This window comes from Leifsonia sp. RCC_180, assembly GCF_058138205.1.
The window spans coordinates 70,939-89,070 of record NZ_CP200340.1; the positions used below are offsets into that span (position 1 = coordinate 70,939).

The 18,132-nt window shown below is 70.2% G+C and carries 18 protein-coding genes; 6 read left to right on the forward strand and 12 right to left on the reverse strand.

What is annotated here, in order from left to right; translation table 11 throughout:
* Positions 1–7 precede the first annotated feature (7 nt).
* The 3 genes from AB7E03_RS00385 to AB7E03_RS00395 are packed head-to-tail and all read right to left on the reverse strand — an operon-like array spanning position 8 to position 3,752.
* The gene (locus AB7E03_RS00385) at positions 8–889 is read right to left on the reverse strand and encodes an arginase family protein (protein ID WP_489938246.1); all 882 of its coding nucleotides are present in this window, start codon (positions 887–889) and stop codon (positions 8–10) included.
* Positions 886–1,632: a PspA/IM30 family protein gene (locus tag AB7E03_RS00390; RefSeq protein WP_489938248.1), complete on the reverse strand. Its 747-nt coding sequence runs from the start codon at positions 1,630–1,632 to the stop codon at positions 886–888. Before AB7E03_RS00390 ends, AB7E03_RS00385 begins: the two co-directional genes overlap by 4 nt.
* A gap of 56 nt (positions 1,633–1,688) precedes the next feature.
* Positions 1,689–3,752, reverse strand: a complete 2,064-nt coding sequence (locus AB7E03_RS00395) for a TPM domain-containing protein (RefSeq protein ID WP_489938250.1) — start codon at positions 3,750–3,752, stop codon at positions 1,689–1,691.
* A gap of 146 nt (positions 3,753–3,898) precedes the next feature.
* Here AB7E03_RS00395 and AB7E03_RS00400 point away from each other — a divergent pair, with 146 nt between their 5' ends.
* Positions 3,899–4,651: a gamma-glutamyl-gamma-aminobutyrate hydrolase family protein gene (locus tag AB7E03_RS00400; RefSeq protein ID WP_489938252.1), complete on the forward strand. Its 753-nt coding sequence runs from the start codon at positions 3,899–3,901 to the stop codon at positions 4,649–4,651.
* Positions 4,652–4,690: 39 nt separating this feature from the next.
* Here AB7E03_RS00400 and AB7E03_RS00405 read toward each other — a convergent pair whose 3' ends face one another.
* From AB7E03_RS00405 to AB7E03_RS00440, 8 genes are all read right to left on the reverse strand, one after another.
* On the reverse strand, positions 4,691–5,323 hold the full coding sequence (locus AB7E03_RS00405; protein ID WP_489938254.1) for a protein-L-isoaspartate(D-aspartate) O-methyltransferase: 633 nt from the start codon (positions 5,321–5,323) through the stop codon (positions 4,691–4,693).
* A gap of 37 nt (positions 5,324–5,360) precedes the next feature.
* Positions 5,361–6,356, reverse strand: coding sequence for an N-acetylglucosamine kinase (locus tag AB7E03_RS00410; RefSeq protein ID WP_489938256.1), 996 nt, complete (start codon positions 6,354–6,356; stop codon positions 5,361–5,363).
* Complete coding sequence (locus AB7E03_RS00415) at positions 6,353–7,624, reverse strand: 6-phospho-beta-glucosidase (protein ID WP_489938258.1); 1,272 nt, start codon at positions 7,622–7,624, stop codon at positions 6,353–6,355. The genes AB7E03_RS00410 and AB7E03_RS00415 overlap by 4 nt, the downstream gene beginning before the upstream one ends.
* A 3-nt stretch (positions 7,625–7,627) precedes the next feature.
* Positions 7,628–8,536, reverse strand: a complete 909-nt coding sequence (locus AB7E03_RS00420; RefSeq protein WP_489938260.1) for a carbohydrate ABC transporter permease — start codon at positions 8,534–8,536, stop codon at positions 7,628–7,630.
* Positions 8,533–9,531: a carbohydrate ABC transporter permease gene (locus AB7E03_RS00425; protein ID WP_489938262.1), complete on the reverse strand. Its 999-nt coding sequence runs from the start codon at positions 9,529–9,531 to the stop codon at positions 8,533–8,535. The genes AB7E03_RS00420 and AB7E03_RS00425 overlap by 4 nt, the downstream gene beginning before the upstream one ends.
* Positions 9,528–10,859, reverse strand: a complete 1,332-nt coding sequence (locus tag AB7E03_RS00430) for an ABC transporter substrate-binding protein (RefSeq protein ID WP_489938264.1) — start codon at positions 10,857–10,859, stop codon at positions 9,528–9,530. Before AB7E03_RS00430 ends, AB7E03_RS00425 begins: the two co-directional genes overlap by 4 nt.
* A gap of 106 nt (positions 10,860–10,965) precedes the next feature.
* A complete protein-coding gene (locus tag AB7E03_RS00435; protein ID WP_489938266.1) occupies positions 10,966–12,111 on the reverse strand; it encodes an ROK family transcriptional regulator in 1,146 nt (381 codons plus the stop codon).
* Between the two features lie 163 nt (positions 12,112–12,274).
* Positions 12,275–13,270, reverse strand: coding sequence for an SDR family oxidoreductase (locus tag AB7E03_RS00440; protein WP_489938268.1), 996 nt, complete (start codon positions 13,268–13,270; stop codon positions 12,275–12,277).
* 158 nt (positions 13,271–13,428) lie between these two features.
* Here AB7E03_RS00440 and AB7E03_RS00445 point away from each other — a divergent pair, with 158 nt between their 5' ends.
* Together AB7E03_RS00445 and AB7E03_RS00450 are read left to right on the forward strand one after the other, a co-directional pair.
* On the forward strand, positions 13,429–14,676 hold the full coding sequence (locus tag AB7E03_RS00445) for a mechanosensitive ion channel family protein (RefSeq protein WP_489938270.1): 1,248 nt from the start codon (positions 13,429–13,431) through the stop codon (positions 14,674–14,676).
* Positions 14,673–15,101 carry a hypothetical protein gene (locus tag AB7E03_RS00450; protein WP_489938272.1) on the forward strand — a complete coding sequence of 143 codons (429 nt, stop codon included), beginning with the start codon at positions 14,673–14,675 and terminating at the stop codon, positions 15,099–15,101. The genes AB7E03_RS00445 and AB7E03_RS00450 overlap by 4 nt, the downstream gene beginning before the upstream one ends.
* Position 15,102: 1 nt before the next feature.
* Here AB7E03_RS00450 and AB7E03_RS00455 read toward each other — a convergent pair whose 3' ends face one another.
* A complete protein-coding gene (locus AB7E03_RS00455) occupies positions 15,103–15,828 on the reverse strand; it encodes an alpha/beta fold hydrolase (protein ID WP_489938274.1) in 726 nt (241 codons plus the stop codon).
* Positions 15,829–16,231: 403 nt separating this feature from the next.
* Between AB7E03_RS00455 and AB7E03_RS00460 the strand changes: the two genes are divergently transcribed.
* From AB7E03_RS00460 to msrA, 3 genes are read left to right on the forward strand one after another with little or no spacing between them, the layout of a single operon-like run.
* Entirely contained in the window at positions 16,232–17,104 is an 873-nt protein-coding gene (locus tag AB7E03_RS00460) for a type IV toxin-antitoxin system AbiEi family antitoxin domain-containing protein (protein WP_489938276.1), read from the forward strand.
* Between the two features lie 36 nt (positions 17,105–17,140).
* Positions 17,141–17,587: a peptide-methionine (R)-S-oxide reductase MsrB gene (gene msrB / locus AB7E03_RS00465; protein WP_489938278.1), complete on the forward strand. Its 447-nt coding sequence runs from the start codon at positions 17,141–17,143 to the stop codon at positions 17,585–17,587.
* Between the two features lie 12 nt (positions 17,588–17,599).
* The gene (gene msrA, locus AB7E03_RS00470) at positions 17,600–18,109 is read left to right on the forward strand and encodes a peptide-methionine (S)-S-oxide reductase MsrA (RefSeq protein ID WP_489938280.1); all 510 of its coding nucleotides are present in this window, start codon (positions 17,600–17,602) and stop codon (positions 18,107–18,109) included.
* Positions 18,110–18,132 lie beyond the last annotated feature (23 nt).

Here is an 18,132-nt window from a genome sequence, read left to right on the forward strand (position 1 = left end):
TCCCACGCTAGCGCGCACCCCCGGAGTCCGCGGGCGCCTGCGAGGCGGTCGGCCCCGTGAGCGAACCGAGGATGCGGAGGATCACCGCGAGGTCGTGCGTTGCGGCGTCCGTCGACTCCGGCGCGAACTCCATCAGCCCCGCGCCGGCTAGCTCGAACCGCCGACGCAGCGCCCGGATCGCCTCCGTCAGCCGCTCCGGCTGGACCCCGAAGGGCTCGGGATAGCCGATGCCGTCGATGGCGGAGGGGTCGAGCACATCCAGGTCGATGTGCAGGTACACCGCCGTCGCACCGGTCGCGGCCACCGCCTCCACGATGGCCTCCGGGTCGTCCAACTCGTCGGTGCCGAGCACGCGGATGCCCTTCTGCTCCACGAAAGCGGACTCGCCGTCATCGAGCGCTCGGGTGCCCGCCAGGATGAGCTGCGCGGGGTCGAGGCGGCTCGGTCCGGACGACGCCAGGCCGTCCGGTCCGTCGCCCAGCAGGGCGCGCAGCACCATCCCGTGGAAGGCACCCGAGGGCGACGACACGTCGTCGTTGAGGTCACCGTGCGCGTCGAACCACACGACGGCGACCGAGCCGGGTGGATGCGCCGCGAGCGCGTGCTGCACCGTCGCGAGCTCCGCACCGCAGTCGCCGCCGACCGCCACGACGGGCGGCTCGAGCAGGGCCAGCTCGGCCTCGGTCGCATCCTTCACCGCCACCAGCGACGAGAACCGGTTGACGCCCGTTCCCAGCGACTCACCCGCGGCCGCGGGCACCGGCACCTGATGAGTGCGCGCGGCCGGGAGGTCGCCGCGGATGGCGTCGGCACCGTCGATCAGGCGCATCGCCCGCGACGACCCCGATCCCTGCCACTGGGGGATGACAAGGAAGGATGCGCCGCTCACTCGGCGCCCGAGGTCAGGGACGACTGCGAGCCGCCTCCGGACTTGAGGGCGGCCAGCCGTGCGTCGACCTCGGTCATCTCGCCGAGGTCGTCCAGCTGCTCGAACTGCGAGTCGAGACTGGATGCGGCGAGCTCCTGCGCACCGCGGACCTTGGCCTCCTCGCGGCGGATCTTCTCCTCGAAGCGGGAGACCTCGCTGGTCGGGTCCATGATGTCGACGCTCTTCACCGCGTCGATGACTTGGGCCTGCGCCTGCGCGCTCTTGGCGCGGGCGATGAGCTCGGACCGCTTGCTCTTCAGCTGCTCCAGCTTCTCCTTCATCTGGTTCAGCCCGGTCTTCAGCTTGTCGACCACCTCCGTCTGCGCGGCGATCTGCGGCTCCGCAGCCTTCGCCTCGTTCTCGGACGAGATCTGCCGCTGCAGGGCGACCTTGGCGAGGTTGTCGAACTTGTCGGCGTTGGCCGTGTCGCCGGACCCCCGGTACTGGTCGGCCTGGCGGCTGGCGGCCAGCGCCTTGTCGCCCCACTCGGAGGCGGCCTCGACGTCTTCGCGGTGGTCGTCCTCGAGCAGCCGGAGGTTGCCGATGGTCTCCGCGATCGCGCTCTCGGCGTCGGCGATGCTGTTGGTGAAGTCGCGGACCATCTGGTCCAGCATCTTCTCCGGGTCCTCCGCCTGGTCGAGGAGGGCGTTGATGTTCGCTCGCAGCAGCTGCGAGATCCGTCCGAAGATGGACTGTTTCGCCATGTGCTCTTCCTTTCGCTCCCGCCCCCGATGGGCGCTTGTGGTCTGTCGTCCGGCGGTCAGAATCGTCCGCCGCCGCGCCGGCTGCGGGTTCCGCCGCCGCCGAAGCTTCCTGCGCTGAAGCCGCCGCCTCCACCGCTGCGTCCGCCGCCGCCGCCGCCCCAGTTGCCGCCGAAGCCGCCGCCGCCGCCCATCCCGCCACGCAGCACCGAGTCGATCAGGATGCCGCCGAGGATGGCGCCCATCGCGCCGCTCCCGCCGCCACGACCGCTGGTACCTCCGCCGAAGATGTCGCCGAAGCCGCCGTCGCCCATGGCGCCGCCCATACCGCCGGGCGTGAACCCGCCGACGTCCTGCTGCGCGAGCTGCGTCGCCTCGTCGGCGAGCTGCGCCGCCCTCTGGGCCATGGCGAGCGCGGAGACCGCATCCGTCGCCGCCGTCTGCTCCGCCTGGACGACCAGCCGGCCGGCTTCCGCGAGCCTGGTCCTGGCTTCGGCGCCGACCGCGCCCCGCCGGGCGGTGATGAAGTCTTCGCACGCCGAGACGCGCGCCTTCGCGGTCATCAGCGTCTGCTGCAGCGCCGACTGAGCGCGCTGGGCCTGAGCGCGGGCATCGCGCACGCCCTGCAGCACGCCGTCGATGGAGCGGTTGGCCGCATCCAGCCGCTGTGCGAGTTCCAGCGGGTTCACCAGGCCGCCTGCGAGTGCGGTCTGCACGTCGGCGACCGTCTGCTCGGTGCCGGCCGCGGTCGCGGCGATGGTCCCTCCCGGATCGCTCGCCGCCGCGAGGGCGTGTGCCTCAGCCAGGTCGCTGCGCAACTCGGCCAGGGTGCCGTCGAGCGACTGCTGCGCAGCGGCCAGGTCGGCGCCGAGCCGGTCGACTGCGTCGAGCAGCAGGCCGGCCTGGTCGGCGGACTCCTCGGCGGCGCGCACGCCCACCGCGGCGGCTCCCGCATCCCCGGCGGCCGCCTTCTGCGCGGCGCCCGCAAGGGCCGTGTCCGTGAAGTCGAGGCGCTGCGTCGCCTGGTCGATGTTGTCGTGGACCGTCGCGAGCGATGCGTCCGTGTACCGCTGCGCGAAGCCGTCCAGCGTCGCCCGCGTGGTCGTGAGCCGCTGCCGAAGGGCCGCGGCCTGGCTCGCGATCTCGGCACTCGCCTCCGGGATGCGCTTCTCCAGCGCCCGCAGTTCGTCGAACGCGTCCGCCTGGGCGTCGAGCGTCTGGTTGGCGGCTGTGCACAGCTGCACGATGTGGATGTTCCACTCGCGTCGCTGCTCGTCGGTGTCCGGCTCCGCGTCGTCGAGCCGCTGCTTGAGGGTGAACGCCTCTCGCAGCTGCCCCTTGGCGGCGTCGAGAGCGGCCTGGAAGGGGACGACAGACTCCGCGCCGTACTGCGCGGTGGCGAAGCCGAGCTCCTCTTCGCTCGTCCGGATCGCGTCGTCCGTCTGCACGAGGGCCGAGCCGGCACGGCGTTCCAGGTCGGCCAGGGGGATGGTCTGCAGCTCGCTCTGCGGCGTGGCCGGCCCCGCCGCCGCCTGCTTCTTGCGCGAGCCGCGCGAGCGCACCAGGAGGAAGATGACGATGCCCACGATCAGGACGCCGATCAGGAAGAACCAGAAGAACCCGGCCCCGCCGCCCCCACCGGCAGCGTCGCCGAGGCCGTTCGCGGCAGCGACCGCCGCGCCCGTCCAATCGTTGTCGTGGAGCTTCGGCTCGATGTCGTTCTGCTCGATACTGTCGAGCTGGTCGGCGCTCACCGGGCCGTCGTCGTCGCCCGAGAGGTAATAGGTGCGCGCCTGGGTCGCGACGGCGAGCAGGTAGTCGCGCTGGCCGAGACCGTTGCGTGCGGCCGTCTCGTTGGCCCAGTCGGCCGCCTCGGCTGGATTCGTGAACCTATCGACGTACACGACGTAGAGGTCGATGCGGTGGTCGTCGTACAGCTTCTTCGCCGCCGCGGTGATCTGCGCCTCGTCCGACGCACTCAGCACCTGGGACTGGTCGACCACGTGGCTCGGGCCCAGGTCGACGGGGTCCGCAGCGGCAGCCGGGGGAGCGGCGACCACGATCGGTCCCGCCACGAGCCCGAGCGCCAGGAGGGCTCCGGTCAGCAGACGTCGCAAGCGCATCCACCCACTCTCTCGGGTCCGGCTGATACCCAGCCGAGTCTATTGGTGCACTCCGACAGTGTCACTGTTTCGGCCTGTTACGGCCGGGGGTGCGTGCGCGGCGATGCGCTGGTGGGATGGGGGAGTCCGGTCGAGCGGAGGAGCGCATGTCCCTACAGCCCACCCTGGCCGTCGTCGAGGCCTCGCGCTTCCGCGCTCACGACCCGGCGTACCACGACTACGTGCAGCTGCTGGTCGGAAACGTCATCGCCGAGGCGCGTTCGCACGGCTGGAACGTCACCCGGCTGGCCGCCGACCGCGGAGCCGAAGGGCTGCTTGCCGCTGCGGGCGACGCCGACGGGATCGTCATCGTCGGCGGAGAGGACATCCACCCCGGCTTCTACGGAGGCGAGACCGGCTACGCGAACGAGTCGCGTCACCTCCCGGTCGCCGACGGCGCACAGATCGCCCTCGTCCGTGCGGCGATCGAGCGGCGCATCCCGCTGCTCGGCATCTGCCGCGGGCTGCAGATCGTTAACGTCGCCCTCGGCGGCACGCTCGTCCAGGACCTCGGAGACGAGGCCGGTCACGTCAACCGCGGGGTGCCCATCCCGCAGGTGCTCACCACGCATGCGGTGCACCCCGAGCCGGAGAGCCGCCTGGCCGGGCTGCTCGGCACCGGACCGGTCGACGTGCGCAGCGCCCACCACCAGGCGGTCGATGCGCTCGGCGCGGACCTCGTCGTGACCGCCCGCTCGCACGACGGACACGTCGAGGCGATCGAGCACCGGGATGCGCCGCTCCTCGCGGTGCAGTGGCACCCGGAGGATGTGGCGGCGCCGGCCGGGCAGCTCACGGCGCTCCTCGCCGGACTGCGCGAGGCGCACACGTCGCGCACCGCGCGCACCGCGGCTGCCTGACCTCCCGAGTTGCGACAACGAGTCGCAACTCGTCACGGATCACCGCAACGACTCACCATTCGCCGGCCAGCCCTGGTCTCCGATCAAGGGCACGAACGCGACCGCACCCAGGTTCGTCTCGTGCAGCGTCCCATCCTCGCGGGTGAACAGCGCGAGGTGCTGCGCACGCCCCGGCGCCCCGACCGGCATGACGATCCGCCCGCCCGGCGACAGCTGCTCCACCCAGGCCGGGGGAACGGAGGGACCCGTCGCCGCTGCCAGGATCACGTCGTACGGCGCCCCGGCAGGCCAGCCGAGCGTGCCGTCGCCTGTCACCACCTCCACCCGGTAGCCGAGTGCGTCGAGGGTCGCCGCCGCGCCGATCGCCAGGTCGGGATGCCGCTCGATCCCGACCACCCGGTGCCCGAGCAGCGCCGCCACGGCGGCCGCGTATCCCGAGCCGGTGCCGACGTCGAGCACGCGGTCCTCCGGCCCGATGCGCGCCGCCTGCAGCATCAGCGCGACGATGTACGGCTGCGAGATCGTCTGCCCGTCTCCGATGGGCATCGGATGGTCCTCGTACGCGTACGGCGCGGCCGACGGTTCCACGAACAGGTGCCGGGGCACACGTCGCATCGCATCGAGGACGCGTTGGTCCTCGATCCCGCGGGGGACGAGCTGCTCCTCGACCATCCGCGCACGCTGGAAGTCCTGATCGTGGTCCGTGTCGCTATTGAACCACCGCGGCCGGTCGTTCCTCCAGGGTGCGTCGTGCTGCCTCCAGGGATGCGGCCCCGGTGCCCGCCGATTCCAGCGCCAGGAGGGCGGCTCCGAGGATCGGAGCGGCCGTGACCAGCTCCATCCGGGCGGCCGGGGCACGCTCCGCGAGCAGGCGCCCGATGGTGCCGAGCAGCCGCTCGTCGCGGCCGCCGATCACCCCGCCTCCGAGGACGACCGGTACCGGCCGATCGAGAAGCTCCAGCCGGCGCAGAGTGGTGACCGCGAGCGTCGCGATCTCCTCCGCCTGCTCGTCGATCAGGGACACGGCGATCGGGTCGCCCTCCCGCGCGCAGGCGAACACCGTCGGAGAGAGCCGGGCGAGGTCGCTGTTCGGGATGCGGCCGAAGTGCAGTGCCTCGATCACGTCCTGCACACTGCCCAGACCGAAGGCTGCAGGAACCGCCCGGGCGAGCATCGTCTCCGCGCCGCGTCCGTCGACGGCCCGCGCCGCGTACCAGAGCGCGCGCTCGCCGAGGTGCCAGCCGCCTCCCCAGTCGCCGGAGATGGTGCCGAGCGACGGGTAGCGGATGGTGCGGCCGTCCGAGCGGACTCCTACGCAGTTGATCCCCGTGCCGCAGACGACGGCGACCGCGTCCGTCTCGTCGGTGCCCGCGCGCAAGAGGGCGAACAGGTCGTTGTCGACGCTCGCCGCCGCCCATGGCGTTCCCGCGATGCGGGCGCGGAACTCGGCGATTTCGCTGGGCAGGTCGAGACCCGACAGGTACAGGTTCGTGGCGGCGATCGGGCGCGGCCCGGTCTGCTCCAGCAGCCGCGCGATGAGGGCAGAGACGAGGTCGGCTGACGCGCGCATCCCGATCACGTGGGGGCTGGAGGTGGTGCCGCGTGCCTCCGCGACGACCGTTCCGTCGAGCTCCAGCGCGACCGCATCCGTCTTCGACCCGCCGCCGTCGACCGCGATGACCAGTGGCGCGCCGTCGTCGCTCATTGTGCCCACTCCAGGTGCTGGCGGTTGTGGGCGATCAGCAGGTCGGTGAGCCGTTCGGCCTTGTCGTACTGACCGACGAGGGGATGCGCCAGCATCGCCCGGAGCACCCGGTCGCGCCCGCCGTGCACGGCCGCCTCCAGCGCCAGCCGCTCGTAGCCGGCGACGTGCGCGACCAGCCCGGCGTGATCGGCGGGAAGCGGGTCGATCGGCAGGGCGGTCACGCCGCGGGCGTCGACGGTCGCCGGCACCTCGATGACGTGGTCGTCGGGCAGGAACGGCAGCGCGCCGTCGTTGCGCAGGTTGACGACCTGCACATCCCCCCGGTCGCCGGTCAGCGAGGCGATCAGGTCCACGGCGGCCTCCGAGTAGAAAGCGCCGCCGCGTTGCGACAGCTGCTCCGGCTTCGTGTCGACCGACGGGTCGCCGTACAGCTCCAGCAGTTCGCGCTCGACGCGCTGCACCTCCTCCGCCCGGGTGGGCGAGACCAGCTGTTCGCGGAGCACCTCGTCGTGGGCGTAGTAGTAACGCAGGTAGTAGCTGGGAACGTCGCGGAAGAGGCGCAGGAGTGAGGCCGGCAGCGCGTTCTCGCCGGCGAGCTCCTCGATTCGGGTGTCGAGGAGTTCGGGCAGGACGTCCCGGGTGCCCGCGCCATCCGAGACCAGCACCGAGCGCTCCCACGTGAGGTGGTTCAGCCCGACATGCCCCAGCTGCACCTGACGTGGTTCGACACCGAGCAGGCCGGCGAAGCGGCGCTGGAACCCGATCGCCACGTTGCACAGCCCGACCGCGCGGTGCCCCTCCTGGAGCAGGGCCCGCGTGACGATGCCGACCGGGTTGGTGAAGTCGACGATCCAGGCGTCCGACTTGGCGTGCCGCCGCACCTCCTCGGCGACCCGCAGCACGACCGGGACCGTCCGCAGCGCCTTCGCGAAGCCGCCGGGGCCGGTGGTCTCCTGGCCGATGCAGCCGCACTCGTGCGGCCACGTCTCATCCCCGTGTCGCGCCGCCTGACCGCCGATGCGGAGCTGGAGCAGCACGACATCCGCGTCCGCAACCCCCGCGACGAGGTCCGAGGTCGGCACGACGCGACCGGTGTGCCCTGCCGCGCGGAACATCCGCTGGCTCATCCCGCCGACCAGTCGCAGGCGCTCAGGGTCGGGATCGACCAGCCAGAGCTCCTCGATCGGCAGCACGTCGCGCAGTCGCGCGAACCCGTCGATGAGCTCGGGGGTGTAGGTGGAGCCGCCTCCGACGACCGTCAGTTTCACGTGTTATCCCTTCACGCCGGTGAGTGTGATGCCCTCGACGAAGACGCGTTGGGCGAAGAAGAAGATGAGGACGACGGGCACGGTCACGAGCATCGTCATGGCCATGGTGAGCCCCCAGTCGGTGCCGTGGACACCCCGGAAGGACGCCAGGCCGTAGGCGACCGGCCAGGCGGCCGGGTTCTCGGAGGTGTACAGCAGCGGTCCGTAGTAGTCGTTCCAGGAGGCGAAGAACAGGAAGATCGCGGTCGCCGCGATCCCCGGCTTCGCCATCGGGATCACCACCCGCCAGAGCACGCCGAACTCGCCATTGCCGTCGATGCGGGCGGCGTCCGCGTACTCGCTGGGGATGGTCAGGAAGAACTGTCGCAGCAGGAAGATGGAGAACGCATCCCCCAGCAGGTTCGGCAGGATGAGCGGCCACAGCGTGCCGGTCAGCCCCAGCTGCGACCACATCACGTAGACGGGGATCGCGGTCACCTGCGGCGGCAGCAGCATCGCGATGATGATCGCCGTGAACAGCACGCCGGAGCCGCGGAACCGGATCTTCGCGAGGGCGTAGGCGGCCGGGACGCTCGAGACCAGCATGAACGCTGTGGCGAGCACCGCGTACATCGCCGAGTTGGCGAACCACTGGGCCAGTGGGACGGTCGTGAAGACCTTGATGTAGTTGTCCCACTGGAACGGCTGCGGCCACAGCGACGCCGTCAGCGTCTGCTCGCTCGACATCAGCGAGGTGAGAAGCACGAAGACCACGGGCGCGAGGAAGAGCACGGCCAGCACGACCAGCACTGCGTGCTCGGCGATCCAGGCGAGCATGCTGCGGACGCGGGTCGAACGCGGGCTCGGGATGCGCCGGTGCGGTGCGGGAGGCCGGTCGGTCAGCTCGCCGGGGAGGAGGGTGGCGGAGGTCATTGGGCGCCTTCCGGGGTGAACGCTCTGAAGCGGCGCAAGAGCAGGATGAGGATGAGGGCCGCGACCACGAACAGCAGCACAGCCAGTGCGGACGCATAGCCCAGCTGGTAGGTGCCGAAGCCGCGGACGTAGAGCCACTGCGTGTACGTCAGCAGCGAGCCGTCCGGGTAGCCGAGGTTGGTGCTGATGCCCTGCCCGACCACGGCCTTGCCCGATGCAACGGAGGAGGCGACCGCCGCCTCCGTGAAGTACTGGATAGCCGCGATCACGCCCGTCACCGCGGCGAACAGCAGCACCGGGGCGATCGACGGCATGGTCACGTAACGCACCTTCTGCAGCCCGTTCGCCCCGTCGAGCGAGGCGGCCTCGTATTGCTCGCGCGATACATCCAGAAGCGCCGCCAGGAAGATGATCATGATGTCGCCCATGACCCAGATGCCGAGGAGCACGAGGGAGGGCTTCGACCAGGCGGGGTCGTTGAACCAGAGCGGCCCCTGGATCCCGAACCACGCGAGCACCTGGTTCACCGGGCCCGTTCCCGGGTTGAACAGGAAGACGAAGGCCACGACGCTCGCTACCGGCGGCACGAGCGCCGGCAGGTAGAACACCGTGCGCCAGAAGCCGGATGCGCGGCGCGCCCTCGCGAGGAGGCCCGCGATGATGAGGGCGAAGCCGGTCTTCACCGGCACCCAGATCACCACGAACCACAGCGTGTTCAGGGTCGCCAGCCAGACGTTCGGATCCTGCGTGAACAGGTACTCGTAGTTGCGGAGACCGATCCATTGCGGAGGCGAGACGAGGTCGAACCGCGTGAACGAGTAGTAGACCGAGGCGATCAGCGGGTAGACGAAGAAGATCAGCAGCCCGAGGAGCGCAGGCGCGAGCAGTGCGAGCGTCACGAGTGAGCGCTTGCGACGGGCTCGGGAGCGCCGCGCGGGGCGGGCGGTCGCCCGCCCCGCGCTCTGGAGAGTGGCGGTCATGGTGTCGTCACTCACGGACCCGTGCTCAGGGCGAGGGAGTCGTTGATCTGCTTGTCGACGGCCTTCAGCCCAGCGTCCAGGTCGCCGCCCTGGCTCTGGTACTTGTTCCAGTAGTCCTCGAAGGACTGCTGGTAGCCGGCGCCGAGCGGGCTCGGGGGCGTCGTCTGGACGTTCTTGTCGGAGGAGATGTCGAGGAAGGTCTTGAACTGCTCCGACACCTCCAACTTCGGGGAGGCCAGCGCATCCTTCGTTGTCGGCACGTTCTTCAGGCCGTTGGCGAGCTTCACGACCGCGTCGGTGTCCGTCGTCAGGTACTTCAGCAGAGCCCAGGCTAGCTCCGGCTGCTTGGAGCCCTTGGAGATGCCGATGATGTTGCCGGTGATGTATCCGCCGCCGTACTGATCGGTATTGCTGTCGGTGGTCGGGAACGGCGCCGTGCCGTAGTCGAGTCCCTTCGCCTGGTCGTCGATGAACGCCGTGCGGTACTCGCCGTCGAGGTTCATCGCCACCTGGCCGGTCTGGAAGGCGTTGTCGGCCGAGAACTCCTGGCCGAGGCCCGACGTGAAGGCGTTGAGCTTGTCCCAGCCGATCTTGTCGACGAAGCCCTTCTGCCAGGTCATCAGCTCTTTCCAGCCGTCGCTGCCGCCGATGGCGCTCGTGCCGTCCGGCTTCAGCCATTCGGCGTTCGCGGCGGGGCCGTAGTGGGCGGCCGAGTTCTCGTACCATCCCATCGTCGGGTTGAAGCCGAGGGTCTTGATGGACCCGTCGTCCTTGAAGGTGGTCAGCTTCTCGGCCATCGACTCCAGCTCGCTCAGCGTCTTCGGCGGAGCGGTGAAGCCGGCGGCCTGCAGCAGCTTCTTGTTGTAGTAGAGGCCGTACACGTCGGCGAGCATCGGCATCGCGCAGCGGGTGCCCTTGTACTCGGTGTACGACTTCACGGTGTCGGAGAACTGGCTCATGTCGACCTTGTCGCGGTCGATCACCTTGTTCAGGCTCCGGAACGCGCCGTTGGAGCAGAAGTTGCCGACGATGTCGGTCGAGTACGACAAGCCGACGTCGACCTTGCTGCCGGTGGCGATCGCCTTCTGCAGCTTCTCGTCGTCCTGGCCGGAGTGCACGTCGACCTTGATCTTCGGGTACTTCTTCTCGAAGTCGTCGACGACCGACTGGATGACGCCGGCCTCCCGGTCGGAGAAGAAGTGCCAGAACGACACGGTTCCGCTCAGGTTCTCCGGGGTGCTGTCGCTGAAGTTGGTACTGCCCGAGCCTCCGGAGCAGCCGGAGAGGACGAGCGCTGCGGCGGCGGTGACCGCGGCCGCGGCGATGAGATGACGGTGTTTCACGATGGCTCCCTCACTGTGGGTGGGTGCGAGTGGATGTGATGCGAGTGGATGTGGTGCGCTTGCGGGTGGATGGTGCACGTGGGTGGTGCGGGTGTGCTGCGCGTCGCTACGGCGCGATCCGCGACACTTCGGCGAAGAGCGCTTCGCGCACTTCGGCGATGAGGTGCTCCCGGGCCCCGCGCAGGACGGGGTGGGCGGCGACACCGGTTGCGACGACGCTGCGTTCGCCCCAGCCGGGCCGGAGTTCGGAGGTGACGAGTTCGGCGAGGCGGGCGCCGCCGGCCGAGCCGGTCGGTCCGCCCAGCACGACGAGCTCGGGGTCGAGGAGGGCCAGCACGGGCACCACGCCGACGACGACGCGTCGTGCGAGCTCGGCGAGGAACCGCTCGCGCGCATCCTCCGCTCCGCTCAGGTCGAGGTCCAGTCCGTGGGCAGCGGCGAGCCGCGCGACCGCCGGGCCTCCGATGAGGTCCTGCAGGTCGCCCGCTTCCGGGTCGAGCTGGGCCGCTGACCGCGGGATGGGCAGGTAGCCGATCTCGCCCGCGCCGCCGGAGGCTCCGCGGTGGACGTTCCCGCTCTGGTCGACCGACAGGCCGAGGCCGTCGCCCATCCAGAGCAGAGCGAAGCCGGCGGTGTCCTGCCCGGCGCCGTCGGTGCGCTCGGCGAGGGCGGCGAGGTTCACGTCGTTGTCGATGCGGACCTCGATGCCGAGGGCGTCCTGCAGGCGCCGGCGGATGCCGCGCTTCGGCCACCCGGGCAGCGTCTCGATGTAGGTGAGCTCGTCGGTTCGCGGGTCGAGCGCGCCCTGCACGCCGATGCAGACGGCGCCGACGCGCTCCGTGTCCGCGCCCGCCGTGTCGCAGGCCGCCGCGATGGCGGCGCGCACGTCGTCCTCGGGGGAGCGGCCGGCGAGCGGGGTGACCGCGATGGGCTTCTCGTCGCCGGAGGCGTCGACCACCGTCGAGCGGAGGACCTCGGCGTCGATGTCGATGGCGACGGCCAGCATCCGGTCCGTGCGGACAGCGTAGCTCGCGGCGTTGGGGCCGCGCCCGGCCGAGATTTCGCCGACGACGTGGATGAGGCCCGCCGTCTCGAGGCGCGAGACCATCTGGGCGGCGGTGGGCTTCGACAGCCCGGAAAGCTCGCCGATGCGAGTGCGGGTGAGCACGCCGTGCTCGAGCAGCAGGGAGAGGGCGGTGCGGTCGTTGGTCTCGCGCAACCATCCGGGTGTGCCGCGTACGGGGCCTGCCATCCTCATCCCTTCGTTGGAACGATGCTTTCGCGTGAATGTATCAGGAAAGTTTCTTTATAGTAAAGCTTTTATTTCCTGGAAGCCCGATTTTCGTTTCTCAGGATGTGAACCCGCCGGGGCTCTGCAGCGTGCACCGGGTGGAAGGGGCACCACGCCCGCACGTTCACCCGAACGTGCGGGCGTGCTCCACCAGGCGGTCGAACGCGGCATCCAGATCCGGGTCGACGCGCTGGCGATCGGCGTCCTGGAGGAACCAGTCCACGATCTCGCCCGCTCCGTGCGCGAACGGCACGCGGGCGCTGAATCCCGGCACCAGGGCTTTCACCTTGCTGTTGTCGAAGTGCATGGAGTGGGCCTTGTCGCCGAGGAGCCCCGGCCCCACCTCCGGAACGGCCGCGGCGATCGTCTCGCTCGCGACGTGCACCAGCTCGGCCTCCACGCCGAGGGCCTCCGCCAGGTAGCAGTAGATCTGGTTCCAGGTCGGGGCCTCGTCGCCCGTGATGTGGAACGCGTCGCCGACCGCCTCCGGCCGGCCGAGCAGACCGGTGAAAGCGACTGCGAAGTCGGTGTTGTGCGTGATGGTCCAGCGGCTCGTCCCGTCGCCGTGGACGACGACCGGCGCGCCGCGGCGCATCCGCTCCAGGTCCGTCCACCCGCCGGTCGTCGGGATGAGCGTGCGGTCGTAGGTGTGCGAGGGCCGGACGATCGTGACAGGGAAGCCGCGGTCGCGGTACGCCTCCATCAGGGAGTCCTCGCAGGCGATCTTGTCGCGGGAGTACTGCCAGTAGGGGTTGCGGAGCGCGGTCGACTCGACCACCGGCACCCGCGACGGCGGCTTCTGGTAGGCGGACGCCGAGCTGATGAACACGTACTGCCCGACCCGGCCTTCGAACAGTCCGAAGTCGGCGGCGATGTGCTCCGGGGTGAACGCGAGGAACTCGGCGGCCACATCGAAGCTGCGCTCGCCGAGGGCACGGTGCACACTCTCCGGGTCGCGGATGTCGGCGTGCAGCACCTCGACGCCGTCCGGGAGCGGGCGGGTGCTGCTGTTCCCGCGGTTCACGACGGTGACGTCGTGGCCCTGGGCGAGGGCCTCCGCCACGCACGCGGAGCTGATGACGCCCGTCCCGCCGATGAAGAGTGTCCGTGTGGCTGCCATTGCCGCTCCTTTACGCGATCGTCGGGGGCCGCTGTGCGCGGTCCGCCCGAATGGCCAGGCTAGTCCGCCGACCGCGACGTTGCGATGCCCCGTCGCTCCGTCAGCGGTGCGCGCGTACACTCCTTCGCGAAACCCGACCGCGAGGAGTTCTTCGAGACGTGTCCGCCCTGCGCACCTGGCCCGGCCTCACCGTCGCCTGCCTTCTCGCCGTCGTCGTCGCGGTCGTCGTGACCGCGATCCTCGCCCTGATCCTGCGCGGTATCGGGCGACGCAGGCGGTGGCCGGACCTCCTGATCCGTCGCGTCCGTGTCCCGTTCCGGCTGTTCCTGCTGACGATCGTGCTGTGGATCGCCGTGACGATCAGCCTGCCGCCGGAGGTCACCGACGGCTGGCGGGACGGCCTCCGGCACGGGTTCCTCATCCTGACCATCGCCACCGGGACCTGGTTCGCCGCCGCCTTCGTGGTCTTCTTCGAAGACCTCGGGCTCGCCCGGTACCGGCTGGATGTGCCCGACAACCGCTACGCCCGCCGCGTCCGGACCCAGGTGCTGATCCTCCGCCGCCTGACCGTCGTCGCGGCGGTGGTCATCGGACTCGGAGCGGTCCTGCTGACCTTCCCCGCCCTGCAGGCCGCCGGCGCGAGCCTGCTCGCCTCGGCGGGCGTGATCGGGATCATCGCCGGTGTCGCCGCGCAGTCGAGCCTCGCCAACCTGTTCGCCGGCATCCAGCTCGCGTTCTCCGACGCCATCCGCATCGACGACGTCGTCGTGGTGGAACAGCAGTGGGGGACCATCGAGGAGATCACCCTCACCTATGTGGTCGTGCACGTCTGGGACGACCGCCGGCTGGTGCTGCCCTCGACCTACTTCACCACCAAGCCCTTCGAGAACTGGACCAGGCAGCACAGCGAACTGCTCGGCTCGGTCGAGTTCGACCTCGACTGGCGCGTCTCGACGGGAGGGATGCGTGCCGAGCTGAACCGCATCCTCGCCACCACCGACCTCTGGGACCATCGCACCGGCGTGCTGCAGGTCACCGACGCGATCGGGGGGTGGGTGCGCGTCCGGGTGCTGGTGACCGCCAAGGACGCCCCGACGCTGTTCGACCTGCGCTGCCTGGTCCGCGAACGCCTCATCGACTGGATGCAGCGGCACTCGCCCGCATCCCTCCCGCGTCAGCGGGTCGAACTGGCGGAGGCGCCGGAGCCGCGCGAACGCCCGCCGCGCGCCCGCAGCGAAGACGAGGGCCGTCTGTTCAGCGGCTCGCCCGAGAACGAGCAGCGGGCCCAGCAGTTCACCGACGCGATCCCGGTGATCCGGGAGGTGGACGGCGAGCCGGCCGTGGTCCGCGCTGACGACATCCCTCTGAAAGACACCCCGAACCCCGCCCCCAAGGAGGATCGATGACCGACGGACCCGACGAGCAGCACACCCGGTCGGAGGACCTCGACGACGCGACTGTGGAGGCGCTCGGCAGCCTGAGCGAAGCGCTCGAGGTCGTCGAGCACGCCCGCGGGCTGCTGTACGGCTTCCACCGGCTGACCGGGAAGGCCGACCTCACGCTCGGGGAAGCGGTCGAGAAGCTGCGCGCGGCGGGCCACGGCGACCTCGCGGACCGCATCGAGCGGGAGCTGGTCGGGCGCAACGTGATCGACGGCCGCTGGACGTTCCAGATCGTCGAGGACTACGACGACGGCTACTACGCGCTGTTCCGCGACCTCGAGCGGGAGGCGCGGGACCGGCTCGCCGGCGGCCGCCGCCACCTGTTCGAGGCGGAGCTCAAGGAGCAGCGTCGGACACACGGCGAGCCGGGTCACGAAGCCCGGCCGTAAGTCAGGAGATGGATTCGGCCGCCGCGACGATCGCGCCGGTCACCACATCCGGGGCCGCCAACATCGACACGTGGCTCGCGGCGGTCTCGACGATGGTGGCATCGGCGCGTTCCGCCATCCGGCGCTGCAGGGCGGGCGGGATGATGCGGTCCTCGGTGCCGACCACGGCCCAGACCGGCAGACTCTGCCACGCGGCCGGGCCCGCCGCGATGACGTTGGCGGCGAGCGCGATCGGACGCTGTCCGGCGAAGATGAGGTCCTGGTCGGTCGCAGAGAGGTCCTGTGCGAAGAACTCGCGCACGGTCGACTCCTTCAGAAACGCCTCCGCGTCGCCCTGCGGCGCGCCCGGGTAGCCGACGACGTCGAGGACGGTGGTCGGGTCGGGGACGTCCAGCGCTGAGCCCGAACCGGCGAGGAGACCGACGACGTTCTCGCCCTCGTCCGGGATGAACGCATCCACGTAGACAAGCGCACGGACGTCGCCACCCCCGAGCCCGGCCCCGCTGATCACGGCGCCGCCGTACGAGTGACCGGCGAGCACCACCGGTCCCTCGGTGCGCTGCGCGAGGACGGACGCGACGTAGGCCGCGTCGCCGCTCACGCCGCGGAGGAGGTTCGGCGGGGCGAGGACGGTGAAGCCGCGGTCCCGCAGGTCGGTGATGACCGGGTTCCAGCTCGAGGCGTCCGCCCAGGCTCCGTGGACGAGGACGATGGTGGGAAGTGGCATGGAGATCCTTCGCTCGGTGCTGTGAACGGGTGGATGCGACACTCGCGGAACGGCGCCAGGCTAGGGCGCGCCGCGCGCGCACGTCTAGCCCGCGCGCCTGCCGTAACCCGCTGTTCACCCGAGTCCCGCCTCGTCCCGCCTCGTCCCGCCTCGTCCCGCCTCGTCCCGCCTCGTCCCGCCTCGTCCCGTCCCGTCCCGTCCCGTCCCGTCCGGTCCCGTCCCGTCCCGTCCTGTCCCAAAGAAGGAGATTCGGCCTCATACCGTTCGAATCTCCTTCACTACTGCCAATCGAAGGAGATCCGGGGCCTTTCGTCCTTCATTGCACAATCCGCCAGCCCGGGAGATTGTCCACAGATCCGTTCCGGTCAAGCCGCCCTGGGCTTCCGAGCACGAGGGTGGAGACATGATCGACCAGCACACCTTGACCCGCCTCGGCGGAATCGCTTCCGCCCATCAGTTGCGCGCCGCCAGAGCCTCATCCGAGCAGCTTTCGGCGGCCGTCCGAGTAGGAGAACTCCGCCGCATCCGAAAAGGCGTGTACGCGCTTCCCGAGGCCCCGGCCATGGCGATCGCGGCCGTCGTCGCCCGTGGGCGGCTCTCATGTGCGAGCGCCGCCCGCACCTACGGGCTCTGGGGTGGGTACGACCAGCGGGTGCATCTCCAACTCGCTCCGAACACCCGGGCCGGGCCGTGCGACGGTCCCCTCCGGCACTGGCTTCCGACCGAACCCACCGACGAGCTCTGGCGAGTCACTCTGGCGGACTGTCTTCGGTCGGTGGCTCGTTGCGCGGACGAGGAGACCGCCGTCGCCGTGTTCGATACTGCAATCTCTGCGGGGCTGACCAATCCACTCGCCCTCCGGGCAGTGCTCGCCGGACAGCCGGCGAACGTCCGCGCCCGAGCCCTGCTGGCGCGCTCGGGTGCAGACTCCGGCGTCGAGTCGATCGTCCGCCAGCGGCTGCATGCGCGCGGCCACGTCGTGGAGCAGCAGGTGCACGTCGAGGGCGTCGGACGGATCGATCTGCGCGTCGACGGCGTTCTCTACCTGGAGATCGATGGTTTTGCGTTCCACCGCGACAGGGAGGCATTCGGTCGCGACCGGCTTCGGGATGCGCGCCTCGGCTCCCGAGGACTGGCACGGTTGAGGGTTTCGGCTGCGCAGGTACGCGACGACTGGCCGTCGATCCTGCGCAGCATCGACGCCATCCTCGCCCACTCGGCGAACTCACAGGAAGCGCGGGACCATCCTGGTGCCCTCGCGTGTTCCATGTACTGACGGCGTCGCAGCCAGCGCGCCGCACGAGGAGGAATCGTGACACAGGACTACCGCAAGGACCCGGAGGCCGTCTCCAAGTTGACTCCGCGCCAGTACGAGGTGACGCAGGAGGCCGCAACCGAGCCGGCGTTCCGCAACGAGTTCTGGAACAACCACGAGGAGGGGCTGTACGTCGACATCGTGTCGGGTGAGCCGCTGTTCGCGTCCGTGAACAAGTACGACAGCCGCTCGGGCTGGCCGAGCTTCACCGTCCCGATCGAGCCCGGCAACATCGTCGAGAAGGTGGACAGCACCTACGGGATGATCCGTACCGAGGTCCGCTCGGCCCACGGCGACAGCCACCTGGGCCACCTGTTCGACGACGGCCCGGCGGAGGCCGGCGGCTTGCGCTATTGCATCAACTCCGCGGCGATGCGGTTCGTCCCGCTCTCCGAGTTGGATGCGGCCGGGTACGGCGAGTACACGAAGATTTTCGAGAAGTAAGGGAGCACGACAATGACAGAGAAGGCAATCCTCGCTGGAGGCTGTTTCTGGGGCATGCAAGACCTCATCCGCAAGATGCCGGGTGTGGTGAGCACGCGCGTCGGATACACCGGCGGCGACGTCCCGAACGCCACCTACCGCAACCACGGATCGCACGCCGAGGCGATCGAGATCGAGTACGACCCCGCGCGGACCAGCTACCGCGACCTGCTCGAGTTCTTCTTCCAGATCCACGACCCGTCGACCAAGAACCGTCAGGGCAACGATGTCGGGGCCAGCTACCGGTCTGCGATCTTCTACGAGGACGACCAGCAGCGCCGTATCGCCGAGGACACCATCGCCGACGTGGACGCCTCCGGCCTCTGGCCGGGCAAGGTGGTCACCGAGGTGACCGCGGCCGGCCCGTTCTGGGAGGCCGAGCCGGAGCACCAGGACTACCTGGAGCGCATCCCGTGGGGATACACCTGCCACTTCGTGCGCCCGGGCTGGAAGCTGCCGAAGCGCGAGACCGCAGCGAGCTAGTCACGGCCGGTTCCCGACAGGAG

Excerpts from the sequence above, each read along its gene's own strand:
- AB7E03_RS00390 (WP_489938248.1), bottom strand. The coding sequence starts at position 1,632 with ATGGCGAAACAGTCCATCTTCGGACGGATCTCGCAGCTGCTGCGAGCG.
- AB7E03_RS00395 (WP_489938250.1), bottom strand. The coding sequence starts at position 3,752 with ATGCGCTTGCGACGTCTGCTGACCGGAGCCCTCCTGGCGCTCGGGCTC.
- AB7E03_RS00400 (WP_489938252.1), top strand. The coding sequence starts at position 3,899 with ATGTCCCTACAGCCCACCCTGGCCGTCGTCGAGGCCTCGCGCTTCCGC.
- AB7E03_RS00405 (WP_489938254.1), bottom strand. The coding sequence starts at position 5,323 with ATGGTCGAGGAGCAGCTCGTCCCCCGCGGGATCGAGGACCAACGCGTC.
- AB7E03_RS00410 (WP_489938256.1), bottom strand. The coding sequence starts at position 6,356 with ATGAGCGACGACGGCGCGCCACTGGTCATCGCGGTCGACGGCGGCGGG.
- AB7E03_RS00420 (WP_489938260.1), bottom strand. The coding sequence starts at position 8,536 with ATGACCTCCGCCACCCTCCTCCCCGGCGAGCTGACCGACCGGCCTCCC.
- AB7E03_RS00435 (WP_489938266.1), bottom strand. The coding sequence starts at position 12,111 with ATGGCAGGCCCCGTACGCGGCACACCCGGATGGTTGCGCGAGACCAAC.
- AB7E03_RS00440 (WP_489938268.1), bottom strand. The coding sequence starts at position 13,270 with ATGGCAGCCACACGGACACTCTTCATCGGCGGGACGGGCGTCATCAGC.
- AB7E03_RS00450 (WP_489938272.1), top strand. The coding sequence starts at position 14,673 with ATGACCGACGGACCCGACGAGCAGCACACCCGGTCGGAGGACCTCGAC.
- AB7E03_RS00455 (WP_489938274.1), bottom strand. The coding sequence starts at position 15,828 with ATGCCACTTCCCACCATCGTCCTCGTCCACGGAGCCTGGGCGGACGCC.
- AB7E03_RS00460 (WP_489938276.1), top strand. The coding sequence starts at position 16,232 with ATGATCGACCAGCACACCTTGACCCGCCTCGGCGGAATCGCTTCCGCC.
- msrA (WP_489938280.1), top strand. The coding sequence starts at position 17,600 with ATGACAGAGAAGGCAATCCTCGCTGGAGGCTGTTTCTGGGGCATGCAA.